Raw genomic sequence first — 23,841 nt, forward strand, 5'->3', positions numbered from 1 at the left:
TGCGTAGCGGCCGTGGCGGGCGGCCGCTACGCAGACGTAACTTGGCTGGGCGCGGGGAGGAGCGTGGCGGGAGAGAAGCGCGGGAGCATGAGAAGTGAAGTGCCACTCCTGCGCTCCCGCGCTTCCCGCGGCTTCTGCATGCTCCCGCAGCTGCCCACGTTCAGTGCGCCCTGATCGCGTCCCATGGCTGTCCAGCGCCGGACAGCCATGGGACGCGATAGTGAGGGAGCGGCTCATACGGTCAACCGCTCAGCTGGGGCGATGCTCCATCGCCTGACCCTTCTCGTAGCTGGCCTTGGCGTAAGGCATGAAGTCGGTTTCCGGGTCGAACCATTCGTCGAAGTCGGAGACCTCACCCTCGTCCTCGTAGCCCAGCTCTGCGAATTCCTCGGCCCAGCGCTCTTCTCCCTCCGCAATGGTGGCGAGGATGTTCTCGTCGATGTGGCCATTGCCGATGGCTTCCTCGGTCGCCTTCTGAGAGAACTCTCCGATGGCATCCTGGAGCTCGTCGTCGAACGCGGACACGTCTCCGCCAGCCTCCTTGGCCTGCGCGACCGCGGCGGCGTTGCCGCCGATCACAGCTTGCATACCACCGGAGCCTGCGAGCGCGTTGGAGTCGAAGATGATCTGCTGGTAGGCGAGCGGGAGCTCCTTGTACTTGGAACCGGCCAGGTAGGCGCCGGCCAGGCGCGGGATGCTCGCCGTAGTCGTATAGCCCAAGTTCGGAGCGACCTCGAAGATGCCGGACTCCGCGGACGGGACCAGCTGGCCCACGGTGCAGTCCACTGTGCCGCGCTGGAGGGCTTCGAAGGTCTCGGCGTACTCCATCGAGACAGGGGTGCCGCCCAGACTCTGGATCATCGCACCCTGGGCGCTGGAGCCGGCGCGAGCCTGCAGCCCCTTCCAGTCGTCTGTGCCATGGACCTCCTTGTTGCAGACGGTGTAGTAGCCGCCCGAGGCCGCGAGCGGGGTGAGGGGGGTGATCCCCTTCTCCTCGTAGGTGTCGAGGGCCGACTGATTCGACCAGCCGAGTTCGTTGCCCACTGCGTTGGCGACCAGTTCACCCACGAGAGGGGAAGCAGGCAACGCAGCCATCGCTGTTCCCAGATCGTTGATCGCAGGGAACTCGGCCGGGTCGTAGGGAGGCAGGGTGAACGCGACGTCGACGCGGCCGTCTGCCAGCGCGTCGTGGACCTCACCGTAGCTCGCGATGGCCTGACCCCAGACGATCTCGACCTCGATCTTGCCGCCGGAGCGCTCCTCGACCAACTCCTTGAAGACGGTGCCCGCCGGTGCCATGACGGAGTCGGGGGACGCGGACGAGGGCTGGAACTTGATCGTGACGGGGTCGAGGTCGGCGAGGAGTTCGTCGACCTCCTCCTGCGGTGCGTCGTAGGCGAAGCCCGCGGACTCCCCGCCGCCTCCGCCACCGGCGCTTCCGGCAGATCCGGCGCAGGCGCTCAGCGTGAGTGCGAGGGCTGCGCCGCCGGCCACCGCGGTCACGGCACGTGGCAGGATCGAATGGGACATCTTCACTGTCGTCATCTCGGCTCTCCTTTGAGTCGATCATGTGCGAGCACCGAGGTGCTCCGGGGTCTCAGCGAACCTGTCGCGCTGAGGCCGGGCGACTGCTCCGTCGCGCCGGAAGCTGTGGGGAGGATGTGCGCCGCCGTGTGCGACGACGCACATCCGGGAGTTCCGAGGACTCCGTCGAGTGCCTCGGTCTCGGGTCCGCGCAGTGCGTCAGGACGGACGGTGGGGGAGGAAGACCTCGTCGAAGATCGCCTGACCCATCGGGCGGAAGTCGGACTCCTGGTCGTACCACTCGTCCATGTCAGCGGTGGTGCCGCCGTCCTCGTAGCCCAGTTCCTCGGCTTTGGCAGTCCACTTCTCCTGGGCGTCCAGGACAGCGGCCTCCAGATCGCCCTCGATCGGGCCGGCCTCGTTGATCGCCGCGAGGTTCTCTTCGTTGAACGAGGCGATCTCGGACTGGAACTCCTCCGGGAACTGCTCGATCTCACCACCGGCTTCCTTTGCCTGCCGGATGCCGTCCGCGTTGCCGCCGATGGTCGTCATCATCTGGCCCTGGAAGTAGTCGGCGTAGGAGTCGAAGATGACCTGCTGGTAGGCAAGCGGCATGCTCTCGAACTTGGAGCCCACCACGAGGGCACCGGGAGCACGGGAGAAGCTCGTCTCCGTCATGTAGCCCACGTTGGGGGCCACCTCGAAGATGCCGGATTCCGCGGACGGCACGAGCTGGCCGAGAGTGCAGTCGACAGTGCCGCGCTGGAGCGCTTCGAAGGTCTCCGTGTATTCCATCGACACCGGTGAGGCCCCCATGTGCGAGATGAGCTCGCCCTGTGTCTTCGAAGCGATCCGCACCTGACGGCCCTTGAAGTCCTCCTGGGACATGCCGGTGTCGTTGCAGACGGAGTAGTAGCCGCCCGAGGCCGTGAGCGGGGCGATGGGGCGGATGCCCTTGTCCTCGTACTCGGCAAGGATCTCCGGCGTGTTCCATGCGACGTCGAGTGCCGTCGCATTGGTGATGAGCTCGCCTACGAACGGGGACGGGTTGGTGCCGCCCAGGGCGTCGCCGAGGGCGTTCACCGCCGGGTACTCCGCCGGCTTGTACACCGGCAGCGAGTAGGCGAGGTCCACTCGTCCGTCCGCGAGCGCCGAGTCGAGCTCGCCGTAGGGGGCGATGGCCTGTCCCCAGACCATGTCGACCTTGATCTTTCCGCCCGAGCGCTTTTCGATGGCCTCCGCCAGCACGGTGCCGGAGGGGGACTGGACGGACGCCTGCGAGGCTGCCGAGGGCTGATAGATGATCTCGATGGGATCGAGATCTGCGAGCGCCGCGTCGATCTCGGCCTGGTCCGCACCGACCTCATAGCCTTCCCCGCCGCCGGCTCCGCCGGAGCCGGCATTGCCAGCCGACCCGGCACAGGCGGAGAGAGCAAGGGAGAGGACGGCGATGCCGGCCGTGGCGCCTGCCAGACGGCCGGCGGCCGGGGCAGTGCGCGGAGAGGATGTGTGCAGTGACATGGTGTGGGTTCGCCTTCTGGATTCTGTTTCTGTGTGCCCGCGGCTTGCGCAGCGCGCGGTCTGGGGGTGGTCTTCGGGAGAAGGTGGCCCGGCCTGGCCTGGCCAGGACGGCCGCCCCGCGCGCGGAACGCGGGCGAGGGCGGACTCACCGTACTCGCCCGCGTTCCGCGGCGGAATTAGCCGGTGGCTACTCCGTCGCTGTGGCTCCGGCTGCCCGTTCCAGCAGTGCCGGCAGCCATTCCGTCATCTGCGGTACCGCGATCATGATGATGAGGAACAGCACCGCGACCGGCAGGAACCAGACGAGAGCGGTCCACACGTCCTTGAGGGTGATGTTCTGCCCCAGATTGACTTCGGGGTTCTTCGAGATGTTGTGGACGATGAAGGACAGGATGCCCACTGGGGGAGTGATCATGCCCAGCTCGCCCAGCAGCACGACGAACACGCCGAACCAAAGGGGGTTCACTCCCATCTCCGCCAGCGTGGGCAGGAGGATCGGGATGGTGAGCAGCATCATCGACAGAGTGTCGAAGAACATGCCCATGACGAGGTAGAGCAGCACCAGGATGAGCAGGAAGCCCACGCGGTTGAGGCCCAGACCCACGATGAAGTCCGTGATCACCGGAGCGAGGCCGGTGATGGCAAGCAGGCGGGTGAGCATCTCCGCACCGATCATGATGAAGAAGATCGCTGCGGTTGCGGACACCGTTGACATGGCCGCATGCCCCACCTTGGAGACGGGCTTGTCCTTGCGGGTGTAGAAGATCGTGAGCAGCAGCGCGGTGAGAGCAGCGGCGGCGCCGGCCTCGGTGGGGGTGAAGGCGCCGGAGAACATGCCGCCGAACAGCACGAGCATGATGACCGGGAAGCCCCAGATCTCGCCGAGTGACTGGAAGCGCTCCTTCCAGGTGATGACCCGCTTCTCGCCTCCGGCATCCTTGCCGCGGCCCACGAGCTTGGGAGCGAAGACGCCCAGGCAGAAGATGAAGAGCCCGAATGTGACGGCGATGAGGATGCCGGGGACTGCGCCGGCCATGAGCTGCGGCCCCACGGGTACGGAGGCGATGCCCGCATAGACCACCAGCAGGATCGACGGCGGGATGAGGCCGCCGGGCAGACCGGAGACGATGACGGTGCCCACAGCCACGCGCTTGTCGTAGCCGGCGCGCAGCATCTCCGGGATGCCCGCCCGGCCCAGGGTGTAGGTCATGCCGATCGTCGAACCGGAGACGGAGGCCAGGCCCGCGCCGGCGGCTGTGGTACCGATGCCGATGCCGCCCGGCAGCCAGGAGAACCAGCGGTCCGTGGCACGGTAGATGCGAGTGGCCATGCCCGACTGAGCCAGGAGCATGCCCATGAAGATGAACATGGGCAGGACGGAGTAGGACCACTTGGACACCGAGTTGAAGGGTGCGGTGGAGAGGATGTTGACGGTCGCCGGGATGCCTGCGAGCCCGTACACGCCGACGAGGCTGGGGATCGCCAAGGAGATGGCGACCGGGACGCCCATGAACATGAGGACGAGCATCATGCCGATGCACCACATACCTGCGGCAGGCCCGGAAGAGGAGGTGAAGAAGCCCACCAGAGTCACGGCCAGCAGGCCGAAGCAGATGAGGAGGGCCTTGAGGCTGAGCTTCTGCGAGCCCCGCCGTGCGGAGGGGAACAGCGAGGGCGTCGTTGCGCTCGGAGCGGAGGAGGTTTCGGTCATGGTGTTCCGTTCGTCTGCCGTGTCAGTCGGGATGCGGCTCACAGCGGGGCCTCGGTGGGCTCATTGCTCACGGTCTCACCCGTGAGCGGATCGACATCGGACCGGCCCGTGCGGGCGATGACGACGATGTCGAGGATGTAGAGGACCAGCAGCATCAGGAAGACGAGCGGGACCAGGTAGTACACGGGCCAGGTGATGATGTCGGTGACGCCGGCCGTAGATCCGATCTGGGTGTTCTTCATGGCTTCTTCCAGCCCGAACCAGGCGAAGCCCAGGCTGATGAGCGCACCCACGGCACAGGCGAAGATGCGGAAGACGTTCGCTGTGCGGGCGTTGAGGTTCTCGAGCATGATCGTCACCGTGATGTGCTCCTTCTGCAGATGCGCAGCAGGGATTCCCAGGAGCGCCACGGCAGGCAGCCACCAGAAGGCGACGATCTCGTTGGTGCCGTAGAGAGGGGCGTTGAAGAAGAAGCGCATGAGCGCGTGCGCGACCACATGGAGCATCATCGCGATGACTGCGACGCCGGTGATGGCGGACAGCAGCCGGTCGATGAGCTGATTCAGGTTGTGCATGAGAAGCCACCTTTGCCTTCAACTGTTCTGTCGCGGACCGAAGGGGTCAGGCCGCGGACGACGTGGATGAACTTATCGAATGATCATCACACTTGCAATGCCGTGTCAGGAGAATCTGAGGAAGTTCTCGATTTGTGATTCAGGCAACACTCTAGAGTGCGACGGAAGGGTCTGGAGCCGGGGCTGTGAAGGGGCTCGTGCCGGGGAGGCGAAGGGTCCCGCGCCGTGGACATCCATGGGAACCGTGCCGCGGAAATTCATGGGAACCGAAGCGGCCCGGTGCCTGTGCCGCAGGCGGCCTGCATCCAGGCCCCGCGGAACCCGCCCATATGCAAGTTACGTCTGCGTAGCGGCCGCGGTGGGCGGCCGCTACGCAGACGTAACGTGGGGAGTTGGGGGTGCGGTTCCTGCGCCCGGGTGGGCGGAGGGCCTCAGTGGTGGCGGGACTTGATGTCCTTGCCGATGATGTGCTTCATGACCTCCGTGGCGCCGCCGTAGATCGTCTGGATGCGGCTGTCGCGGAACGCCCTGCCGATGGGGTACTCGAGCATGTACCCGAACCCGCCGTGCAGCTGGAGGCACCGGTTGATGATCTCCAGCTGGAGCTCCGCGGCGACCATCTTCGCCTTGGAGGCGTCCACCGCGGTGAGGTCGCCGTCGTTGAGGGCGAGTGCGCACTTGTCCACGTAGGCCTCGACCGCATCCAGGCGGGCCTCCATCTCCGCGAGCTCGAACTGCGTGTTCTGCAGATCGCCGATGGTGCGGCCGTAGGCCTCGCGGCTGAAGACGTACTCCGCCGTGCCGTCGAGTGCGGCGCGCGCTCCCGCGATGGCACCGGAGGCGATGGTGAGCCGTTCGTAGGGCAGGTTCACCATGAGATGGATGAAGCCCTTGTTGAGCTCGCCCAGCAGCTGCGACTCCGGCACGCGGACGTCCTCGAAGTTCAGCTCCGAGGTGTCCTGCGCCGCCAGCCCCACCTTGTCGAGGTTGCGGCCCTTCGTGAAGCCGGGCGCATCCGCGTCCACGATGAACAGCGAGGTGCCGCGCGAGCCCTTGGCGTCCGGATCCGTGCGGGCGACCACGACGACGAAGTCGCAGTTCTGGCCGTTGGTGATGAAGGTCTTGGCGCCGCTGATGACCCAGTCGTCACCGTCGCGCACGGCGCGGGTGCGGATGTTCTGGAGATCGGAGCCCGCGCCGGGCTCCGTCATCGCGATGGCGGAGATCAGGTCGCCCGAGGCCAGCCCCGGCAGGTACTTCTCCTTGAGGTGGTCGGAGCCGAAGGCTGTGAGGTAGCCGGGCACGATCCCGTCGGACACGCCCCAGCCGCCGGTCGCGGAGCCCACGCCCCGCTTGGCGACCTCCTCCGCGCGGACCATCTCGAAGCGGAAGTCCTCGATGCCCCCGCCGCCGTACTCCTCGGGGTGGGAGAAGCCGATGACACCGGCCTCGGCGGCCGCCTTCCACATGGAGCGGTCGACGATCTTGGCCTCCTCCCACCGCTCGAAGTGGGGCACGACCTCCTTGTCGAGGAAGGCGGCCACGGTGGTGCGGAAGTCCTCGTGGTCCTGGGTGTAGAGATTCCTCTTCACGTCTCGTCCTCTCTCAGAGCAGCTCGAGGATGGTGGCGTTGGCCTGGCCGCCGCCCTCACACATGGTCTGCAGGCCGTAGCGGATGCCGTTGTCCTGCATGTGGTGAAGCATCGTCGTCATGAGGCGCGCGCCGGAACCGCCCAGCGGGTGGCCCATGGCGATGGCACCGCCGTTGGGGTTGAGCCGGGAGGCGTCCGCGCCCAGGTCGTTGAGCCAGGCCAGCGGGACCGGGGCGAAGGCCTCGTTGACCTCGAACACGCCGATGTCGTCGATGCTCAGGCCGGAGCGCTCGAGCGCCTTCTGGGTGGCCGGGATGGGTGCGGTGAGCATGATCTTCGGGTCCGCGCCGGCGAGCACGGCGGTGTGGACGCGGGCCAGCGGCTTGAGCCCCAGCTCCTTCGCCCGGTCGCCGTTCATCATGAGGAGCGCGGCGGAGCCGTCGGAGATCTGCGAGGCGTTGCCGGCGTGGATGACGCCGTCCTCCTTGAAGACGGTGGGCAGCTTGGCGAGCTTCTCCAGGGTGCCGCCGGCGCGGATGCCCTCGTCCTTCGTGACAGTGCCGTGCTCCGTCTCCACGGGGATGATCTGGCTCTCGAAGCGGCCTGCCTCCGTGGCGGCCTGGGCCTTGGCATGCGATTCGAGGGCGAAGGAGTCGAGCTGCTCGCGGGAGAAGCCCCACTGCTCCGCGATCATCTCCGCGCCGATGCCCTGATTGGGGCGGGCGCCGTCGTAGCGGGCGCTGAACTTCTCGCCGTAGGGGCTCTTCCCCTGGGAGGAGGAGCCCATGGGATTGCGGGACATCGACTCGACGCCGCCGGCGATCGCGATGTCGTACTGGCCGGATACGATGCCGGCGGCCGCGAAGTGCACTGCCTGCTGCGAGGAGCCGCACTGGCGGTCGACGGTGACGCCGGTGACGGACTCGGGGAAGCCGGCGGACAGCGCTGCGGTGCGGGCGATGTCGCCGGTCTGCTCGCCGGCCTGGGTGACGCAGCCCCAGATCACGTCCTCGACGAGGCCGGCGTCGATGCCCGTGGTGGCGACGATGTCCTCGAGGACGAGCGCGGAGAGGTCTGCGGGGTGGATGCCGGAGAGCACGCCGTCGCGCTTCCCCGTGGGGGTGCGGCGGGCGGCAACGATGACTGCGTCCTGCATGGGATTCTCCTTCGAATGGGCCGGACGCCTCCGCGCCCGGCATGCTTGGCGACGCACCTGTCGAGACGGTACTTATCGTGCGTTCAGCTTCACATATCGCCTCAAACCAGTCAATATGGACTGGTGCGGTGGAAGGCGCCGCAGATTCGCAGACACACTCGCTCGAAGGGGAGTCATCACATGCAGATCAAGGATCAGGTCGCATTCGTCACGGGAGGCGCGTCCGGACTCGGCCTCGCCACGGTCAAGGAGTTCCTGAGCCGCGGGGCCAAGGTCGTCGTCTTCGACCTCAGGACCACGCCCGAGGCCGATGCGCTGGGCGACGACGTCATCGTCGTCGAGGGCGATGTCACGGACGAGGACGCCGTCCAGGCCGCGCTCGAGCGGACGAAGGAGCTGGGCGACCTGCGCGTCGTCGTCAACTGCGCCGGGATCGGCGGTTCGCACCGCATCGTGGGCCGCAAGGGGGTCTTCCCGCTCGACGCCTACAAGAAGGTCATCAGCGTCAACCTCATCGGCACGTTCAACGTGCTCCGCCTGGGTGCGGCGTTCATGGCGGAGATCGAGCCGGCGGGCGAGGAGCGCGGCGTCATCATCAACACCGCCTCCGCCGCGGCCTTCGACGGCCAGATCGGCCAGGCCGCGTACTCCTCCTCCAAGGGCGGCATCGTGGGTCTCACTCTGCCCGCCGCCCGCGATCTCGCGAGCCAGAAGATCCGCGTCATGACGATCGCCCCCGGCATCTTCAAGACCCCGCTCATGCTGGGCGCCTCCGAGGAGACGCTCAAGTCGCTGGGCGAGCAGGTTCCGCACCCCAAGCGTCTGGGCGAGCCGTCCGAGTACGGCCTCCTGGCTGCGCAGATCGTGGAGAACCCCATGCTCAACGGCGAGACCATCCGCCTGGACGGCTCTATCCGCATGGCGCCGCGCTGATCAGCAGCCGCGACGTGGAGACGCAGGCGCAGGGCGGGCAGGGCGGTCAGCGGCGGGGGAGGGAGGCCAAGGACGCCATCCTCTCCGCCGCGATCGACTGCCTGCTCGAGGACGGCTACGCGGCGACGACCACCCTGCGCGTGCAGCAGCGTGCAGGGGTCTCGCGCGGCAAGCTGCTCCACCACTTCCCGTCCAAGCGGGAGCTCCTCGCCGCGGCCACCCGCAGGCTCACGGAGGACCGCCTGGCCGCCGTGCACCTGCAGGAGGACGCTGCCGGTGTCGGTGCCGAGGCCGGGGGCGGGGCGGTCGCGGAGGCGCCGGAGGGTGCTGCGGGCGGCAGCGGTGCGCGCGGAGGCTCCTTCGGTGAGCTCGCCGGTGCGCCGGCCGCCGAGGACCGGGCCGCCCGCCTCGCCTGGATGCTGGACCGGCTGTGGTCGAGCTTCTCCGAACCCAATTTCTGGGCGGCGGTGGAGACCTGGGTGGCCGCGCGCACGGACGCCGAGCTCGCGGGGCAGATCGTCGACCATGAGCGGAGCGTGCTCCGGAGGGTGCGGGCCAACGCCCATGTGCTCGCGGGACCGCAGCTCAGTGCGCATCCGCGGTTCCCGCAGGTGCTGGACCTGCTCTTCACCAGCATGCGCGGCATGGCGCTCACCTACGCGTTCTCCGGCAGGCCGATGGACACCGAGCCGATGCGCGCCACCTGGCTCGCCTCCGCACGCGTGCTGCTGGACGTGGAGGACGACGCAGAGGACTGAGCGCGGTGGACGTTTGAGTGCTGCTGAAGCCTGAGCGCGGTGGAAGTCTGAGCGTTGCGGACGACCGTGCATCGCCGCACCGGGCGGATGAGCCCCTGGCGAATGCCTCCGAGGGTCCCGTGTCTGCATCCAGCGGGACCACGTTGCAACCGGCGGCCCGGCTCTGCGGCTGGGGCTGAGACCTGAACGAATGCACGAAGCCGTGCCTCCCGGATGCCGGGAGGCACGGCTTCGCTGTCTGCTGCGCTGCAGCGAGGCCGGCTGCGGGAGTCAGCCGCGCTCTGCGGACCGGCCTGCTGACGTGACCGCAGGCTCTGCCTCCGGCACATCAGCGGTGGCGAGCCCGATCTCTGCCTCGTACGGAGATCCGCCGGTGGGCACCTTCCCGGCCTGGGCTTCAGCGCCCGCCACGGCCTCGGGCGCGGGCTCTGCCGAACCCTCCCCAGCCGCACGCGCGGTCCCACCGCGCGGGGTGACCACTCCCTGCTCGATTGCCATGCGGCGCGCGAACACCGGAGCGGCGAACACGGACGGAAGCATGAGGAAGCCCACCGGCACTGCGGTGATGACGATGAACGACTGCAGAGCGCCGATCCCGCCGTCGCCGATCGAGATGAGCACCGCCGCGGCGACGCCCATGATGACCGCCCAGGTCGCCCGCATGCGCGTGGACGGTTCGCCCGAGGCGGTGCAGGACTGCGCGATCGCGAACGACATGGAGTCCGTCGTCGTGGTGACGAACATGGTGGTGAGGATCAGGAAGAACACGGCCACGGGCAGTGAGAGGGGCAGCTGCGCGGAGATCGACATGACGACGGCGGGGACGCCGTCGGAGGCGTAGGCCCCGGTGACGCTGCCCGGATTCTGCAGCTCCATGGCGAGGCCCGTGCCGCCCAGCACCGTGAACCAGTCGGTGGTCACGACGGGCGCGAGCACAGCGTTGCTGAGCAGCAGGTCGCGGAGGGTGCGGCCGTGGGAGATCCGGGCGACGAAGACGGACATGAGCGGGGCGTAGCCCACGAACCAGCCGAAGAAGAACACGGTCCAGCCGGAGAGCCACGCCTGGTCGCCCTGGTAGAGGGAGAGGCTGAAGAAGTCGGCGACGTAGGTGGCGAACCCGCCCACCCACGCGCGCAGGACGTAGCCGGCGGAGCCCAGGAGCAGGACCGCGGCCATGAGGATCAGCGCCATCCAGATGTTCACGCGGCTGAGGATCTGGATGCCCTTGCTGAGGCCGGAGGAGACAGAGAGCGCCGCCACGCCGGTGAGCACCGCGATGATGGTCAGCTGCATGGGGTAGCCGTCCGGGATCCCGGTCAGTGCGGAGATCCCGTAGGACACCTGGAGGCCCAGGAAGCCGATGGGGCCCACCGTGCCCGCGACGACGGCGAGGACGGAGACGATGTCCGCGACGGTGCCCACCCAGCTGGTGAGGATCTTCTTCCCCATCACCGGGTAGAGCAGGGTGCGCGGGCGCAGCGGCATGCCCTTGGAGTGCGCGTAGGACATCACGACGGCGCCCAGGGTGCCCAGGATCGCCCAGGCGAGGAAGCCCCAGTCCACGAAGCTCTGCGCGAGTGCGTTGGTGACCCGCTCCTGCGCGGTCGCCGCGGTGCCGAAGTGGGGCGGCTCGTCGAGGTAGTGAGCCACCGGCTCGGCGGCCGCCCAGAACACGCCGCCGCCGGCCAGCAGCGTGGACATGATCATCGCGAGCCACTTGAAGCGGCTGTACTCCACCGTGGCGGTGCCGCCCATGCGCGCACGGGCATAGGGGGTGAAGGCCAGGACGATCGCGACGAGGAAGGTGACGAGCAGCAGGTACTGCCAGTAGCCGCCGAACCACTGCGAGGAGGCCGCGAACGCGGTGTCGATGCTGTGAGTGACGGCGTCGCGGAACACGAGTGCCAGGAGGATGAAGACGGCCAGGATGCCGATGCTGATGAAGGCGACCTTGCGGTCGAGCACTGAGGGCGCTGGGGGTGTTGGAGGTGCTGTGTGCGCTGAAGGTGCTGAGGGATGTACGGGCTGAGGGGACGCGGCGCTGGAGCGCTCGGGCATCGGGTCTCGCTAACGTTGAGGTGCACTGTGCGCTCGGCCGGATGCCTGAGGCGCAGCGGAAGCGCTGCACGGCGCTTCAGAGGCGTCGAGGCGAGCGGGATCCGGAGCGTCTCCGTCAGCCGTCAGGCTCGCCTCATGTGCAGCGCAACAGTCAACCACAAGAGGGGTTGAGGAACCCACCGCAGAGCGCCGCAGGTGGGAAACGTCTCAGCGGAGTCCGGAAACCCGGAGGGCGCGGCGGAAACAGCTCCGGGGAGCGGCCGGGCGGAGCTGCTCCCCGGCAAGTTGCGTCTGCGTACAGGACGGGTGGGGCGTCATGTACGCAGCTTGGGATGGTGTGCGGGAGAGGTGCGGGCGGAGGCCGCCGAGGCCGAGCGCCTGGTGCGGAGTCAGCTCCGGGACGATGCCGGTGCGCTCTGCTCCCGCGGCGAGATCCACAGGCCGCGTGCTCGGGCGGTGACGACTCCGTCCGCTGTGATCTCCCCTTCCATGAAGCGCTTGCGGCCTTCGATCCTGCTGATCCGGCCGCTCACGCGCACGGTGGAGTTCAGCGGTGTGCCCGCATCGTAGGTGAGGGTCAGCTCGCGGGTGAAGGCCGGCGGCAGGCCCGAGGCGTGCGCGGCATCCCCGAGCACCTGGTCGAGCATGAGCGCGACGATCCCGCCGTGCACCCGCCCCGGGGGGCCCTGGTACTGCAACGGGAGCACCACGTCGGCATAGGACTCTGCGGTCCCGTCGTCCTCTGCCGCGCCGCGCACACGGTGGCGGATCTCGAGCGGCGGAGCGATGGGGTTGCGCGCCGAGGACGCCGGGGTGAGGTCCAGGCGGAAGCGGCTGCGCGGGCGCATGGGGTCGCGGATCTCCACCACGGAGGGATCCTCCGCCGCGGCGCTCAGATCCGCGGCGATCTCCCGCACGCGGGAGGCGAGGGCCGCATCGTCATGCTCGGAGACGAGCGCATTGATGAGGCTGCGCGTGAGTCGGGTGGTGTGCTCTGCGAAGGGGGAGACGCTCACTCTGCGTCCTCTCTGGTCCGAATCTGCCCGGCAGCGGTGCCGCCGGGGTGGCGATCTTGTCTGCGGAAGGGGATCCGGTTAGGGTCCTTAGCAAACGTTCAGTCAGCGCTTCCACTGTCCGCAGTGTAGCGCCGCAGGTGAGCGGTGCAGCGGCGAGGCTGTCGCTGTCCGCCCGTTGCGCACCCGCATCGCCTCGTCACAAGGAAGTGATCCGATGTACCCAGGAGCCCATTCCACCCAGCACCCCGACAAACCCGCGCTCATCATGGCGGACACCGGCGCGGTCCTCACCTACGCGCAGCTGGAGGAGCGCTCGCTGCGGCTGGCCAACCACTTCCGCAGCCTCGGCCTGCAGCCGGGGGACCACCTCGCAGTGGTCGCGGAGAACCGCTTCGAGATCGTCGAGGCCATGTGGGCGGCGCTGCGGACCGGCACTCTCATCACGGCCGTGAACTCCCACCTCACGGCGGAGGAGAGCTCCTACATCATCCACGACTGCGAGGCGAAGGTCGTGCTCGTCTCCGGCAGCCTGGAGAACGCCGCCCAGCTCGCCCAGCTGTGCGCGGACGTGGAGCACCGGATCTGGCTGGGGGAGCCGCTGCCGGGATTCGACTCCTACGAGGAGGTGCTCGCCGCCGCCTCGACGGAGAAGCCGGACTACGAGCCGCGCGGTGACGACATGCTCTACTCCTCCGGGACCACGGGACGTCCCAAGGGCATCCTGCCGGAGCCCAAGGAGCAGTCCGTCGACGATCCGAACGTCCCCCTCGTCCAGCTGTTCACCTCCGTGTACGGCTTCGGCGAGGACACCGTCTACCTCTCGCCGGCGCCGCTCTACCACGCCGCTCCGCTGCGCTTCGTCATGACGACGCACGCCCGGGGCGGCACCGCCGTGATCATGCCGCGGTTCGACGCCGAGGCCGCGCTCGCCACCATCGAGAAGTACGGCGTGACGCACTCGCAGTGGGTGCCCACCATGTTCATCCGGATGCTCAAGCTGCCCCGCGAGGTGCGGGAGTCCTACGACGTCTCCTCGCTGCGGGCGGCCATCCATGCCGCGGCTCCGTGCCCGGCGGAGGTCAAGCGGCAGATGATCGAGTGGTTCGGCCCCGTCGTCTACGAGTACTACTCGTCCACGGAGGCCCCCGGACTCACCCTCATCGACTCGGAGGAGGCGCTCGCCAAGCCGGGCTCCGTGGGGCGGGACGGCTACATGGGAACCGTCCACATCTGCGGCCCGGACGGTGAGGAGCTGCCCGCGGGCGAGGTGGGCACCATCTACTTCGAGATCGATCCCGCCAAGTCGATGTTCAGCTACTTCCACGACGAAGCCAAGACCGCCGCCTCCCGGCACCCGGACCACCCGCGCTGGGCGACCACGGGAGACCTCGGGTACATCGACGAGGACCGCTACCTGTACCTCGCCGAACGTACGAGCTTCCTCATCATCACCGGCGGCGTGAACATCTACCCGCAGGAGATCGAGAACGCGCTCGCCCTCCACCCGGACGTGCGCGATGTCGCGGTGGTGGGGGAGCCCCACGAGGAGCTCGGCGAGATCGCGGTGGCCTATGTGGAGGCCGAGGACCATGTCTCGCCGGAGCGCGACCTGGGTGCCGAGGTGCTCGAATGGCTGGACGGCCGCATCTCGAAGTTCAAGATTCCGCGGCGGATCCGCGTGATCGACGCGCTTCCGCGCACGCCCACGGGCAAACTGGTCAAGCGGAAGCTGGATCCGGAGCTCGCGCGGAGCTGACCGCCGGGCCGTTGCGCGGCCGCATCGCCGCGCGATCTGCCGGCGTCGCCGCCGCAGAGGGATCCGCGCCGGACGGTGACCCCTCCGGCAGACCTCCGGTCTCGGAAGACATCCGGGGCCTGAAGACGAACAGAGAAAGAGGACCATGACAGACCAGGCCCCCGCAGACGCACAGCCCGCAGACGCACAGCCGCTCGTCGTCACCACCGACGACGCCGGCATCACGACCATCCGCTTCAACCGCCCGGAGACCCTCAACGCGCTGAGCAAGGAGGTGGCGCTCGGACTCCTCGACGCTCTCCGCACGGCGCAGACGGACGGCTCGCGGGCGATCGTCCTCACCGGCGGGGACAGGGCGTTCTCCTCCGGCGCGGATCTCCAGGCCAAGCGCGACTCGGCGCAGACCGGCTCGATCCTCACGGAGATCAACCAGATCATGGTGCTCCTGCGCGATTCCGCCGTGCCCACCATCGCGGCGGTCTCCGGCGCGGCCGCGGGCGTGGGCTGCTCCCTGGCGCTGGCATGCGACTACGTGATCATGAACGAGAAGTCGTTCCTCATGCTCGCCTTCACCAAGATCGGCCTCATGCCGGACGGCGGCGCGAGCGCCCTCGTGGCGGCCTCGGCGGGGCGTCACCGGGCCATGCGCATGGCGCTCACCGCCGAGCGGGTCTACGGAGAGCGGGCCTTCGAATGGGGTCTGGCGAGCGAGCTCGTCTCCGAGCAGACCCCGCTGGAGCGCGCCGCCGAGGTGGCCGCCTCCTTCGCCGCGGGCCCCCCGCTCTCGCTGGCGGCCACCCGCCGGGCGGTGAACGCGGAGACGCTCGGCACCCTGCAGAACGTCCTCGACCGCGAGACCGTGGGCCAGGGCATGCTCCTGAGCTCGGAGGACTACGTGGAGGGCACCACCGCCTTCCGCGAGAAGCGCGCGGCGACCTTCACCGGTCGCTGAGCCGGCACCTCGGGCGCGCCTTCCGCTCATTCCCGGTCACAGCCCCAGCACTCCTACCCCCAGCGCCCCGCGGCCCCGTCCGCGGAGCGAGGAAAGGAACACATGAAAGCCGTACAGGTAGTCACACTCGACGGTCCGGAGTCCATCGAGCTGCGCGAGGTCGAGGCACCGCAGCCGGGCCCCGGAGAGATCCAGCTCGACGTCGCCTACTCCGGCGTCACCTTCCCAGAACTCCTCCAGACCCGCGGGCTGTACCAGCTCAAGCACGAGCCGCCGTTCACGCTGGGCGCCGAGGCCTCCGGCATCGTGACGGCGGTGGGCGAGGGCGTCGAGGGGTTCGCACCGGGCGACCGGATCGCCACCATCTCCAACAAGGGCGGCTACGCGGAGACGATGATCGCGCCTGCGAACGCCACCGTGAAGCTGCCTGACTCCGTCTCCCTCAAAGCGGCCGCGGGCATGCCCATGAACCTCCTCACCGCGGACTTCGCCCTGCGCGTGCGGGGCCGGCTGGAGGCCGGACAGACCGTGCTCGTCCACGGTGCCGCGGGCGGCCTCGGCACCGCCCTCGTGCAGATCGCCGTGGCGATGGGCGCCACCGTGGTGGGCGTCGTCTCCACGGAGGAGAAGGCGGAGACCGTCCGTGCGCTGGGCGCACAGCACGCCGTGCTGAGCGACGGCTTCAAGGACGCGGTCAAGGAGCTCTTCCCGGACGGCGTGGACCTCGTCGCGGACCCGGTGGGCAACCCGCAGGACGGCGACCGCTTCACGGACTCGCTGCGCTGCCTCGCGACGTTCGGCACGGCCCTGGTCCTGGGCTTCACCGCCGGCGCCATCCCGCAGGTCAAGGTCAACCGGCTGCTGCTCAACAACGTGGGCGTGGCCGGCGTGGGCTGGGGCGCGGCCTTCGCCAAGGACCGCGATCTGGTGCGCCGCCAGTGGGAGGCGATGTGGGAGCACCTCGAGGCGGGCCGGCTCGACCCCGTCATCCACGCCGTCTACCCGCTGGAGCAGGCATCGAAGGCGATCGGCGAACTGGAGACGCGTTCCGTGCGCGGCAAGGTGCTCCTCGAAGTGAAGGCGGAGGGCTGACATGAGCGCATTCGATCTCACCGGCCGCACGGCGGTCGTCACCGGCGGCAACCGCGGAATCGGCCTGGGCATGGCCCGAGGCCTCGTGGAGGCCGGCGCGAACGTGGCCATCTGGGGCCGCAGCGAGGAGACCAACGCGGCGGCCGCGGCGGAGCTGAGCGCGCTCGCGGAGGCGAGCCGGGCCTCGGCCGCGGGGGCTGCCGGTGCGGGCGCCTCCGGTGCGGGATCCGCCGAGGCCGGGGCACCGGTTCCGGGGGTCGCCTCCTTCGTCTGCGATGTGGCGGACCCCGCGCAGGTGAACCGGGCGATGGAGGGCACGCTGGAGCGGTTCGGCAGGCTGGACTCGCTCATCGCGAACGCGGGCGTGTCCGGCATGTACGGCCGGCTGCACGAGCTGGACCTCGAGGCGTGGCGGAAGGTCTCCGCCGTCAACGTGGAGGGCGTCATCTCCAGCTGCCAGGCGGCCCTCCGCCAGTTCCTCGACCAGGGCGAGGGCGGCTCGCTCGTGCTGCTGGCCTCGCTGGCGGGGATCGAGGGCGCCGGCCGCAACTCGCTCTACGGCGCGACGAAGGGCGCGGTGCTCTCGCTCATGCGGGCCATCGCGGTGGAGTACGGCCGCGAGCGCATCCGCGCCAATGCGGTACTCCCGGGCTGGATCGCCACGGACATGACGCAGGGTTCGCAGGACAGCGAGGTGTTCACCCGCAAGGTGATCTCGCGGGTGCCGGAGCGCCGGTGGGGCACGCCCGACGACTTCGCGGCGGCGGCCGTGTACCTCTCCTCTCCGGGCTCCTCCTACGTCAACGGGCAGCAGTTCGTCATCGACGGGGGTTACACCGTATTCTGAGATTCGAGACGCAGCTCACACTGGGCTGCGCACCCGGGCACCGTCGGCCGAGCGGGGACTTCCGCAGCGGCCGGCGGTGCCCGGCTCAGGACCGACGCCCCACTGCGGGCCACATGACGGAGGCGAAGAATGCTCCACGGAATCCCCTCGACCATGGGCGACGACTATCAGCTCAACGTCCTCTCCCTGCTGCGCTACGCGGCCACCACCTTCGCGGAGACGGAGGTGGTCCACCGGCGTTCGGACGGCAGCTGGGGCCGGAGCAGCTACGGCGAGGAGTTCGCCCGCGTCTCACGCATGGCGGATGCGCTGGCCTCGCTGGGCGTGAAGGCGGGCAGCTCCGTGGGCGTCCTCGACTGGAACTCCCGTCGTCACTACGAGGCGTACTTCGCCGTCCCCAGCCTGGGTGCGACGATGGTGCAGCTCAACCTGCGCCTGGGCGAGGCGGACCTGGCCTACGTGGTCAACCACTCCAAGGCCGAATACGTGATCGTCGACGAGTCGCTGCTGCCCATCGCGGAGAAGCTCGCCGGCGAGTCCTACGTCAAGCAGTGGATCGTCGCCTCGGACCGCCCCGCCGCAGAGGTGGAGACGAGCCTGCCCGGTGCGGTGTTCCTCGAGGACCTCATGAGCGGGGCCCGTGAGGACTACCCGTTCGAGGAGGTGGACGAGAAGACCGCGGCGTACGCCGGCTACACCACCGGGACCACCGGGCGGCCCAAGGGCGTCTACTACTCGCACCGCGCCTCCTACCTGCACTCGCTGGGCGTGGACGCGGGGCTGAGCCTCACGTTCACGGACGTGACGATGCCCATCACCCCCATGTTCCACGTGCTCTCCTGGGGCTTCCCTCAGGCCGCGACCTCCGTGGGCGCCAAGCTGGTGCTGCCGGGCCGGTTCTCCGCCGAGGACATGAGCGCGATCGCGCAGGCGTTCGTGGAGGAGAAGGTGACGGTGGCCAACGGCGCCCCCGTGATCTTCTCCGGCCTGCTGCAGTACCTCAGGGCCCAGCCGGAGATCCCGGACCTCTCGCACGTCCGCATGGTCAGCGGCTCCACGGAGCCCCCGGTCTCCCTCATGAAGGGCTTCAAGGACCTCACGGGAGCGGAGATCATCCACGGCTACGGCGCCTCGGAGACGAGCCCGCTCGCCACGCTGAACTGGCGTCTCAAGCCGGAGCTCGCCGGGCTGGACGAGGATGCAGGCTGGGACCTCAAGCGCGCGCAGGGCCTCCCGCTCCTGGGCGTGGAGATCAAGGCGGTGGATCCGGCCGGTGAGGAGCTGCCGCGGGACGGGAAGTCGATGGGCGAGCTCATCATGCGCGGCCCGTGGATCACGTCCTCCTACCACAAGCTCGACGACAATGCGGACCGGTTCCTCGACGGCTGGTGGCGCTCCGGCGACGTGGGCGTCATCGACGCGCACGGCTACGTCAAGCTCACCGACCGCCTCAAGGACGTCATCAAGTCCGGCGGCGAGTGGATCTCCTCGATCGACATGGAGAACGCGATCCTCGACGACGCGAGGGTGAAGGAGGCCGCCGTGATCGGCGTGCCGGACGAGAAGTGGGACGAGCGTCCCGTGGCCTACGTGGTCGCCGCGGAGGGGCAGACACTCACCGCCGACGACGTGCGCTCCGGCCTCTCCGAGCGCTTCGCCAAGTGGCAGCTGCCGGACGAGGTGGTCTTCGTCGACGAGCTGCCCCGCACCTCCGTGGGCAAGCTCGACAAGAAGGCGATCCGCAGTCAGCGGGCCGCAGAGGACGCGTGATGAGCGGGGAGGGTGCCGTGGTGCCCGGACCCTACGGTGCTCCGGAGCATCCGGACATCGTGACCGCGGACGAGACCGTGACGGTGGCCGTGCGGGTGGACGGATACCCCACCGCCGCACTGCCGGCGCTGTTCGACACCGTGTTCACCGGGCTGTTCCCCGCGCTCGCCGAGGCCGGGGTGCGGCCGGCAGGCCCCGCGTATTCGCTGTACACCTCCGCTCCCGCGCAGACGGTGGACATCGAGGTGGGGATCCCGGTGGACCGCGTGTTCGAGGGCGAGGCGCTGCTGGGCACGGTGCCGGTGGGTGCTGGACCGGTGGGTGCCGCGCAGATGGGTGCCTCGTCCGGTGAGGACGCCGGGCCGGTGGGTGCCGAGGTCGGGCCGGCTGGCACGGGCGCCGAGGCCGGTGCGAGCCCCGGTGCCGAGGCCGGTGGTGCGGAGGGGCGCGTGTTCGAACTGCGTGCGGTGGCCTCCGCTGTCCCAGGCGGACGCATCGCCGCTGCCACATACCTGGGCGGGTTCGATGGTCTGAGCGGGGCATGGCAGACCCTGGTCGCCGCGCTCGAGTCGCAGGGTGAGACGCCCGCCGTGCCGTTCTGGGAGGTCTACGTGACGGAGCCCAGACCGGACATGGACCCGGCCGAGCTGCGCACCGACCTCTTCACCGCCCTGGAGCGCTGAGGAGAGTGCTGGTGTGCTTGCCGCGGTGCGGCGCTGTGCGCGGTGCCGCGGTGAGCGCGGTGAGGCGGTGAGCGCGGTGAGGCGGTGAGCGCGGAAGCGGCGCACTTGACGCGGTGAGGCGCTGTGCGCGGTGCCGCGGTGGTGCGGCGAGTGTTGGCGCGCTGAGCGGTAGCTGTCCCTGGGAGCACCGGCACCGCGAATGCTTTGAGCCACCCACCTATACGTGGGTGGCTCAAAGCATTCACGGGGTGCGGTTTTCGGAAAGACCGCGAATCCTCTTTGCCGCCCACCTATACGTGGGCGGCAAAGAGGATTTGTGGGGTGTGGTCCGAGGTGCGCCGAGTCCGGTGTGAGGCGCGCGGGGTGTGGTGCGAGGCGCCCCGGGGTGCGGTGCGCTGTGCGCCGGGTGTGGTGCGCTAGGCGCGGGGTCCGGTGCGAGGTGCGCAGAGTCCGGTGCGGGGCCCCGGGTGCGGGCGCTGTGCGCCATGCGCACCGCACCGCGCGCAGCCCCGCTCAGGGGTGGGTGAGGAGATACGCGCCGGAGCGGTGGAAGTCCGCGACTTCCCAGCCGTCCGCCATGAGCTCCGTGATGCCGCGGCGCAGTGCGTGCCGCCAGGCGTCGGCGAGCTGCGGGTCCGTACCGCGCAGCGTCTCGATGTCGCTGGGGATCGCGAGGCTGACCAGTTCGGCCTCCCGCGGCACGTCGAATTCGAGCGGCCTGCCGGAGTCGTCGATGCTGAGCGCGGGGACCGCATCCTCCAGCCGCGGACGCCCGCCCGCACCTGCCCGTCCGCGTGTGACGGCAGCCGCCCCTCCGGCAGCACCCGCCGCATCCGCCCCGCCGGCAGCGCCCGCCGCATCCGCGCGCCCATCCGAACCGACCCCGCCGGCACCTCGGTCCGCGGCAACCTCTCCTGCCGCGTCCACGCTTTCCGCCGCCCCTTCACCCAGCCGGACGCCGCCCCACCCCGCGGACCGCTCGAGGTCCCAGGACACCAGCAGCCTGTCCGAGGCGGTTCCCTCGTTGACGCCGTCGCGCATCTGGCCGTAGAAGTCCTCGTGGTACTCCACCACGCGTGCCCCCAGACGGCCGATGTTGAAGTACGCGTTCCTGCTGATGAGCGGATCGAACGTCCAGGTCATCTGTGTGATGCCGCGCTCCAGGCACCACAGGCGCTGGTGGAGCTTCATCGCCGCTCCCGTGCCGCGGCCCACCTCGTCGTGGCGCACACCGGCGATGTGCGAGTGCATCGCCCATTCCGGCGGCGAGGAGAAGAAGCCCACCGTCACGCCGATGAGCTCGCCCGTCTCCGGGTCCACAGCCGCACCCACGTAGTTCTGTGCGTGCGCCAGCGCCATGAGGAGGCTGGGCTCCATGACGGTGGTGCCGGCGGCGCCCACGTTCCACACCTCGTCGAGGAGGAGCGAGGCCTCGGCGGCGGATGCCGGGTCGTGGATGAGGCGCAGCTCCACCCCGGCGCGCTCCTGCGCCAGCTCGAGCTCGTGCTCTGCCGCCTCGATGGTCTGGGGGCTGATTCCTGCTGCTGCATCCATGGCGACATTCTGCCACTCGGGCGGGCGGTGGGGGAGTGTCTGCGCAGGTCGGCGGTCGTAGAGTGGCGAGCATGAACGATCCGCATGCCTCCCGTCCCGTGTCCGGTGCCCCGGCTGCCGCAGCCGCCGCGGAGGGCGGAACCCCTGCCTCCGCACAGGTGAGCACACCCGCCCCGCCCGAGGCTGCCTCGGCGGGGGTGCCTGCGCGTGCCGCCGTCGTGGGTGCGGGCACCATCGGACTGTCCTGGGCGCGACTGTTCGCGGCGGCGGGCACCGCGGTCACGGTCTTCGATCCGCGGGACGACCTCGCAGAGGTCCTGGCGGCACTCACCGCGGACGCAGGCCTTCCGGAGGGCGCGCTCACCCGGGCGAGCACCGCGGCCGAGGCCGTGGACGGTGTGGAGTTCGTGCAGGAGAGCGGGCCGGAGGAGCCGCACGCCAAGGCCGCGCTGTTCGCGCAGCTGGCGGAAGCGGCGCCGGAGGACGCGCTGCTGCTGTCCTCGTCCTCGGCGATCCCGGCCAGTCGGTTCGCCGCGGATCTGCCCGAGGCCGCGGCTGCCCGTGTGCTCGTGGGTCATCCCTTCAACCCGCCCCACATCATGCCGCTCGTGGAGGTGGTGCCGGGGGAGCGGACCGCAGCGGAGGCGGTGGAGCGCGCCGTGCAGATGTACCGCTCCTACGGGCGCGCGCCGATCGTGCTCAAGCAGGAGGTGCGGGGATTCGTGGGCAACCGCCTCCAGAACGCGGTGCTCCGCGAGGCCGTGCACCTGGTGCAGAGTGGTGTGGTGGACGCGGCAGACCTGGATACCGCGGTGAAGAACTCGCTGGGGCTGCGCTGGGCGGCCGTCGGACCTCTGGAGGGCCTGCACCCGGGCGGCGGGGCGCAGGGTCTGCGCGGGCTCATGGAGCACATCGGGCCGTCCTTCGCCGCCATCGACCTCCACGAACCGGACATGTCCGCGGAGGGCATGGAACCGGTGTTCGCACAGACGGAGGCCGCCTACGGCATGCCGCCCCGTGCGGAGATCGCCGCGGAACGTGACCGCTTCCAGGAGGGAGTGCTCCGCCTCCGAGGCGAGCCGCAGGAGGGCTGACGGCCCGGGCGGGAGACGCGCGGTGCCGCATGGTGGCGCTGTGCGGAGCGGCGGAGGCCCAGTGCGGGGGAAGTATGAGGTCACGCCCCGGAATGGCCGAGGCGCCGCACCGGGCCCGTCCGCGGTGCCGGATGCACAACGAGCCTCCGGCGTCAGGGCGTGCTCAGTTCACACCGCCGCGCGGAAGAAGTAGGTGGTGCGTGCGGCGATGAGACCGGCCTCATCGAAGCGCATGAAGTCCGCGAAGCCCTCGTGCGCCTCGGTCCCGTCCTTGAGAACGCCGTCGAAGGTGCCGCGGACGGCCACCCGGTTGCCGCTGGAGACCATCTCCGTGACGGTGTGGCGGCCGGAGGAGATGACGCGCGCGCCGCGGTAGAACTCCGCAACCTCCTCGCCGGTGAGCGTGGGGTACCCGGGGCGGTCGTAGACGGCATGGGAGGAGAACAGGGCGACGGTGGCCTCCGCGTCTCCGGCGTCCACGGTGGCGTAGTAGTGGAGGGCACGCTCCTCCGTGCGGGAGGCGGGCTGGAACTGGGACATGGCTTCTCTCCTCGGGGCTGCGGCTTGGCGGAACGGGGTACTTGGCTGAACGGGGTGCCCGGCGGAACCGGAGGCCAGGCGGATCCTGAGACCCGGCTGGTCCTGAGACCTGGCTGGTCCAGAGACCCGGGCAGCCTGCAGGGGACGCAACCTGAGACGAGTCTCAACAGCGGACGGACTCCTTTGCCTTGCGGGCTGTGACCCGCATAACGTGGGAACCACACTAGCTGGCAGAGCCGCCGGCTGGACGGCGGGTCTCACGACCGTGCAGACGCCACCTATGGAGAAGGAGAGCTCGATGTCGATCTATCAGATTCTCAATCCTGCGACCGGTGAGGTCGTCGAGGAATACCCCACCGCCACTAATGAGCAGATCGCGGAGGCTCAGCAGCGTTCGCACGACGCCTTCGGCCCGTGGGCAGCACGCCCCGTGGCCGAGCGTGCCGCGATCCTCAACCGGGTTGCGGACATCTACGCCGAGCGTGCTGATGAGCTTGCCGAGATCATCCACCTCGAGATGGGCAAGAAGATCGCCGAGGCCAAGGGCGAGCTCAAGCTCTGCGAACTCATCTACCGGTACTTCGCCGAGCACGCTGAAGCATTCATGGCCGATGAACCCCTGCGGGGGACAGCGCCGGAAGACCAGGCGTTCGTGCGCCGGCGTCCGGTCGGGTCGATCCTGGGCATCATGCCCTGGAACTTCCCCTAC

General features: G+C 69.3%; 20 protein-coding genes. 10 read left to right on the top strand and 10 right to left on the bottom strand.

What is annotated here, in order from left to right; genetic code table 11:
* Nucleotides 1–249: 249 nt before the first annotated feature.
* From dctP (ABD240_RS05620) to ABD240_RS05645, 6 genes are all read right to left on the bottom strand, one after another.
* Nucleotides 250–1,545: a TRAP transporter substrate-binding protein DctP gene (gene dctP, locus ABD240_RS05620; protein ID WP_291798246.1), complete on the bottom strand. Its 1,296-nt coding sequence runs from the start codon at nt 1,543–1,545 to the stop codon at nt 250–252.
* A 198-nt stretch (nt 1,546–1,743) separates the two neighbouring features.
* Nucleotides 1,744–3,045 carry a TRAP transporter substrate-binding protein DctP gene (gene dctP / locus ABD240_RS05625; RefSeq protein WP_291798242.1) on the bottom strand — a complete coding sequence of 434 codons (1,302 nt, stop codon included), beginning with the start codon at nt 3,043–3,045 and terminating at the stop codon, nt 1,744–1,746.
* A gap of 187 nt (nt 3,046–3,232) precedes the next feature.
* Nucleotides 3,233–4,756 carry a TRAP transporter large permease gene (locus ABD240_RS05630; protein WP_291798238.1) on the bottom strand — a complete coding sequence of 508 codons (1,524 nt, stop codon included), beginning with the start codon at nt 4,754–4,756 and terminating at the stop codon, nt 3,233–3,235.
* A 38-nt stretch (nt 4,757–4,794) separates the two neighbouring features.
* Nucleotides 4,795–5,331, bottom strand: coding sequence for a TRAP transporter small permease (locus ABD240_RS05635; protein WP_291798235.1), 537 nt, complete (start codon nt 5,329–5,331; stop codon nt 4,795–4,797).
* A gap of 431 nt (nt 5,332–5,762) precedes the next feature.
* Nucleotides 5,763–6,923 carry an acyl-CoA dehydrogenase family protein gene (locus ABD240_RS05640; protein ID WP_344336020.1) on the bottom strand — a complete coding sequence of 387 codons (1,161 nt, stop codon included), beginning with the start codon at nt 6,921–6,923 and terminating at the stop codon, nt 5,763–5,765.
* A 13-nt stretch (nt 6,924–6,936) separates the two neighbouring features.
* On the bottom strand, nt 6,937–8,079 hold the full coding sequence (locus ABD240_RS05645) for a thiolase family protein (protein WP_344336023.1): 1,143 nt from the start codon (nt 8,077–8,079) through the stop codon (nt 6,937–6,939).
* Nucleotides 8,080–8,259: 180 nt separating this feature from the next.
* Here ABD240_RS05645 and ABD240_RS05650 point away from each other — a divergent pair, with 180 nt between their 5' ends.
* Nucleotides 8,260–9,012: an SDR family NAD(P)-dependent oxidoreductase gene (locus ABD240_RS05650; protein ID WP_344336026.1), complete on the top strand. Its 753-nt coding sequence runs from the start codon at nt 8,260–8,262 to the stop codon at nt 9,010–9,012.
* A 14-nt stretch (nt 9,013–9,026) separates the two neighbouring features.
* Nucleotides 9,027–9,770, top strand: coding sequence for a helix-turn-helix domain-containing protein (locus ABD240_RS05655; RefSeq protein ID WP_291798221.1), 744 nt, complete (start codon nt 9,027–9,029; stop codon nt 9,768–9,770).
* A gap of 270 nt (nt 9,771–10,040) precedes the next feature.
* Here ABD240_RS05655 and ABD240_RS05660 read toward each other — a convergent pair whose 3' ends face one another.
* Both ABD240_RS05660 and ABD240_RS05665 read right to left on the bottom strand, forming a co-directional pair.
* On the bottom strand, nt 10,041–11,735 hold the full coding sequence (locus ABD240_RS05660; protein WP_344336030.1) for a BCCT family transporter: 1,695 nt from the start codon (nt 11,733–11,735) through the stop codon (nt 10,041–10,043).
* Nucleotides 11,736–12,217: 482 nt separating this feature from the next.
* A complete protein-coding gene (locus ABD240_RS05665; protein ID WP_291798215.1) occupies nt 12,218–12,844 on the bottom strand; it encodes a PaaI family thioesterase in 627 nt (208 codons plus the stop codon).
* Nucleotides 12,845–13,058: 214 nt separating this feature from the next.
* Between ABD240_RS05665 and ABD240_RS05670 the strand changes: the two genes are divergently transcribed.
* From ABD240_RS05670 to ABD240_RS05695, 6 genes are all read left to right on the top strand, one after another.
* Nucleotides 13,059–14,600: an AMP-binding protein gene (locus ABD240_RS05670; protein WP_344336034.1), complete on the top strand. Its 1,542-nt coding sequence runs from the start codon at nt 13,059–13,061 to the stop codon at nt 14,598–14,600.
* A gap of 145 nt (nt 14,601–14,745) precedes the next feature.
* Nucleotides 14,746–15,552 (top strand): enoyl-CoA hydratase-related protein, encoded by an 807-nt coding sequence (locus tag ABD240_RS05675; RefSeq protein ID WP_344336037.1) that lies wholly within the window; start codon nt 14,746–14,748, stop codon nt 15,550–15,552.
* A 102-nt stretch (nt 15,553–15,654) separates the two neighbouring features.
* Nucleotides 15,655–16,644, top strand: a complete 990-nt coding sequence (locus ABD240_RS05680) for an NADPH:quinone oxidoreductase family protein (RefSeq protein WP_344336040.1) — start codon at nt 15,655–15,657, stop codon at nt 16,642–16,644.
* A 1-nt stretch (nt 16,645) separates the two neighbouring features.
* Nucleotides 16,646–17,491 (top strand): SDR family NAD(P)-dependent oxidoreductase, encoded by an 846-nt coding sequence (locus tag ABD240_RS05685; protein WP_344336042.1) that lies wholly within the window; start codon nt 16,646–16,648, stop codon nt 17,489–17,491.
* A 129-nt stretch (nt 17,492–17,620) separates the two neighbouring features.
* The gene (locus ABD240_RS05690; RefSeq protein WP_344336045.1) at nt 17,621–19,261 is read left to right on the top strand and encodes a long-chain-fatty-acid--CoA ligase; all 1,641 of its coding nucleotides are present in this window, start codon (nt 17,621–17,623) and stop codon (nt 19,259–19,261) included.
* Nucleotides 19,261–19,944, top strand: coding sequence for a GyrI-like domain-containing protein (locus tag ABD240_RS05695; protein ID WP_344336048.1), 684 nt, complete (start codon nt 19,261–19,263; stop codon nt 19,942–19,944). Before ABD240_RS05690 ends, ABD240_RS05695 begins: the two co-directional genes overlap by 1 nt.
* Nucleotides 19,945–20,457: 513 nt before the next feature.
* Here the strand turns inward: ABD240_RS05695 and ABD240_RS05700 are convergent.
* Nucleotides 20,458–21,498: a hypothetical protein gene (locus ABD240_RS05700; RefSeq protein ID WP_344336051.1), complete on the bottom strand. Its 1,041-nt coding sequence runs from the start codon at nt 21,496–21,498 to the stop codon at nt 20,458–20,460.
* Nucleotides 21,499–21,569: 71 nt separating this feature from the next.
* Between ABD240_RS05700 and ABD240_RS05705 the strand changes: the two genes are divergently transcribed.
* Nucleotides 21,570–22,592 (top strand): 3-hydroxyacyl-CoA dehydrogenase NAD-binding domain-containing protein, encoded by a 1,023-nt coding sequence (locus ABD240_RS05705; protein ID WP_344336054.1) that lies wholly within the window; start codon nt 21,570–21,572, stop codon nt 22,590–22,592.
* A gap of 168 nt (nt 22,593–22,760) precedes the next feature.
* Here the strand turns inward: ABD240_RS05705 and ABD240_RS05710 are convergent, their stop codons facing one another.
* The gene (locus ABD240_RS05710; protein WP_291795281.1) at nt 22,761–23,132 is read right to left on the bottom strand and encodes a nuclear transport factor 2 family protein; all 372 of its coding nucleotides are present in this window, start codon (nt 23,130–23,132) and stop codon (nt 22,761–22,763) included.
* A 298-nt stretch (nt 23,133–23,430) separates the two neighbouring features.
* On the opposite strand from ABD240_RS05710, the gene ABD240_RS05715 reads away from it, so the two are divergent.
* On the top strand, nt 23,431–23,841 hold a 411-nt coding region (locus ABD240_RS05715), incomplete at its 3' end, for an aldehyde dehydrogenase family protein (RefSeq protein ID WP_344336059.1).

Source organism: Brevibacterium salitolerans (assembly GCF_039531405.1).
In the GTDB taxonomy this organism is placed as follows: Bacteria; Actinomycetota; Actinomycetes; order Actinomycetales; family Brevibacteriaceae; genus Brevibacterium; species Brevibacterium salitolerans.

Coding starts and splice junctions, on each gene's coding strand:
- ABD240_RS05650 (WP_344336026.1), top strand. CDS start 8,260: ATGCAGATCAAGGATCAGGTCGCATTCGTCACGGGAGGCGCGTCCGGA.
- ABD240_RS05680 (WP_344336040.1), top strand. CDS start 15,655: ATGAAAGCCGTACAGGTAGTCACACTCGACGGTCCGGAGTCCATCGAG.
- ABD240_RS05670 (WP_344336034.1), top strand. CDS start 13,059: ATGTACCCAGGAGCCCATTCCACCCAGCACCCCGACAAACCCGCGCTC.
- ABD240_RS05645 (WP_344336023.1), bottom strand. CDS start 8,079: ATGCAGGACGCAGTCATCGTTGCCGCCCGCCGCACCCCCACGGGGAAG.
- ABD240_RS05710 (WP_291795281.1), bottom strand. CDS start 23,132: ATGTCCCAGTTCCAGCCCGCCTCCCGCACGGAGGAGCGTGCCCTCCAC.
- ABD240_RS05695 (WP_344336048.1), top strand. CDS start 19,261: ATGAGCGGGGAGGGTGCCGTGGTGCCCGGACCCTACGGTGCTCCGGAG.
- dctP (WP_291798246.1), bottom strand. CDS start 1,545: ATGACGACAGTGAAGATGTCCCATTCGATCCTGCCACGTGCCGTGACC.
- ABD240_RS05685 (WP_344336042.1), top strand. CDS start 16,646: ATGAGCGCATTCGATCTCACCGGCCGCACGGCGGTCGTCACCGGCGGC.
- ABD240_RS05700 (WP_344336051.1), bottom strand. CDS start 21,498: ATGGATGCAGCAGCAGGAATCAGCCCCCAGACCATCGAGGCGGCAGAG.
- ABD240_RS05630 (WP_291798238.1), bottom strand. CDS start 4,756: ATGACCGAAACCTCCTCCGCTCCGAGCGCAACGACGCCCTCGCTGTTC.
- ABD240_RS05635 (WP_291798235.1), bottom strand. CDS start 5,331: ATGCACAACCTGAATCAGCTCATCGACCGGCTGCTGTCCGCCATCACC.
- ABD240_RS05675 (WP_344336037.1), top strand. CDS start 14,746: ATGACAGACCAGGCCCCCGCAGACGCACAGCCCGCAGACGCACAGCCG.
- ABD240_RS05705 (WP_344336054.1), top strand. CDS start 21,570: ATGAACGATCCGCATGCCTCCCGTCCCGTGTCCGGTGCCCCGGCTGCC.
- ABD240_RS05690 (WP_344336045.1), top strand. CDS start 17,621: ATGCTCCACGGAATCCCCTCGACCATGGGCGACGACTATCAGCTCAAC.
- dctP (WP_291798242.1), bottom strand. CDS start 3,045: ATGTCACTGCACACATCCTCTCCGCGCACTGCCCCGGCCGCCGGCCGT.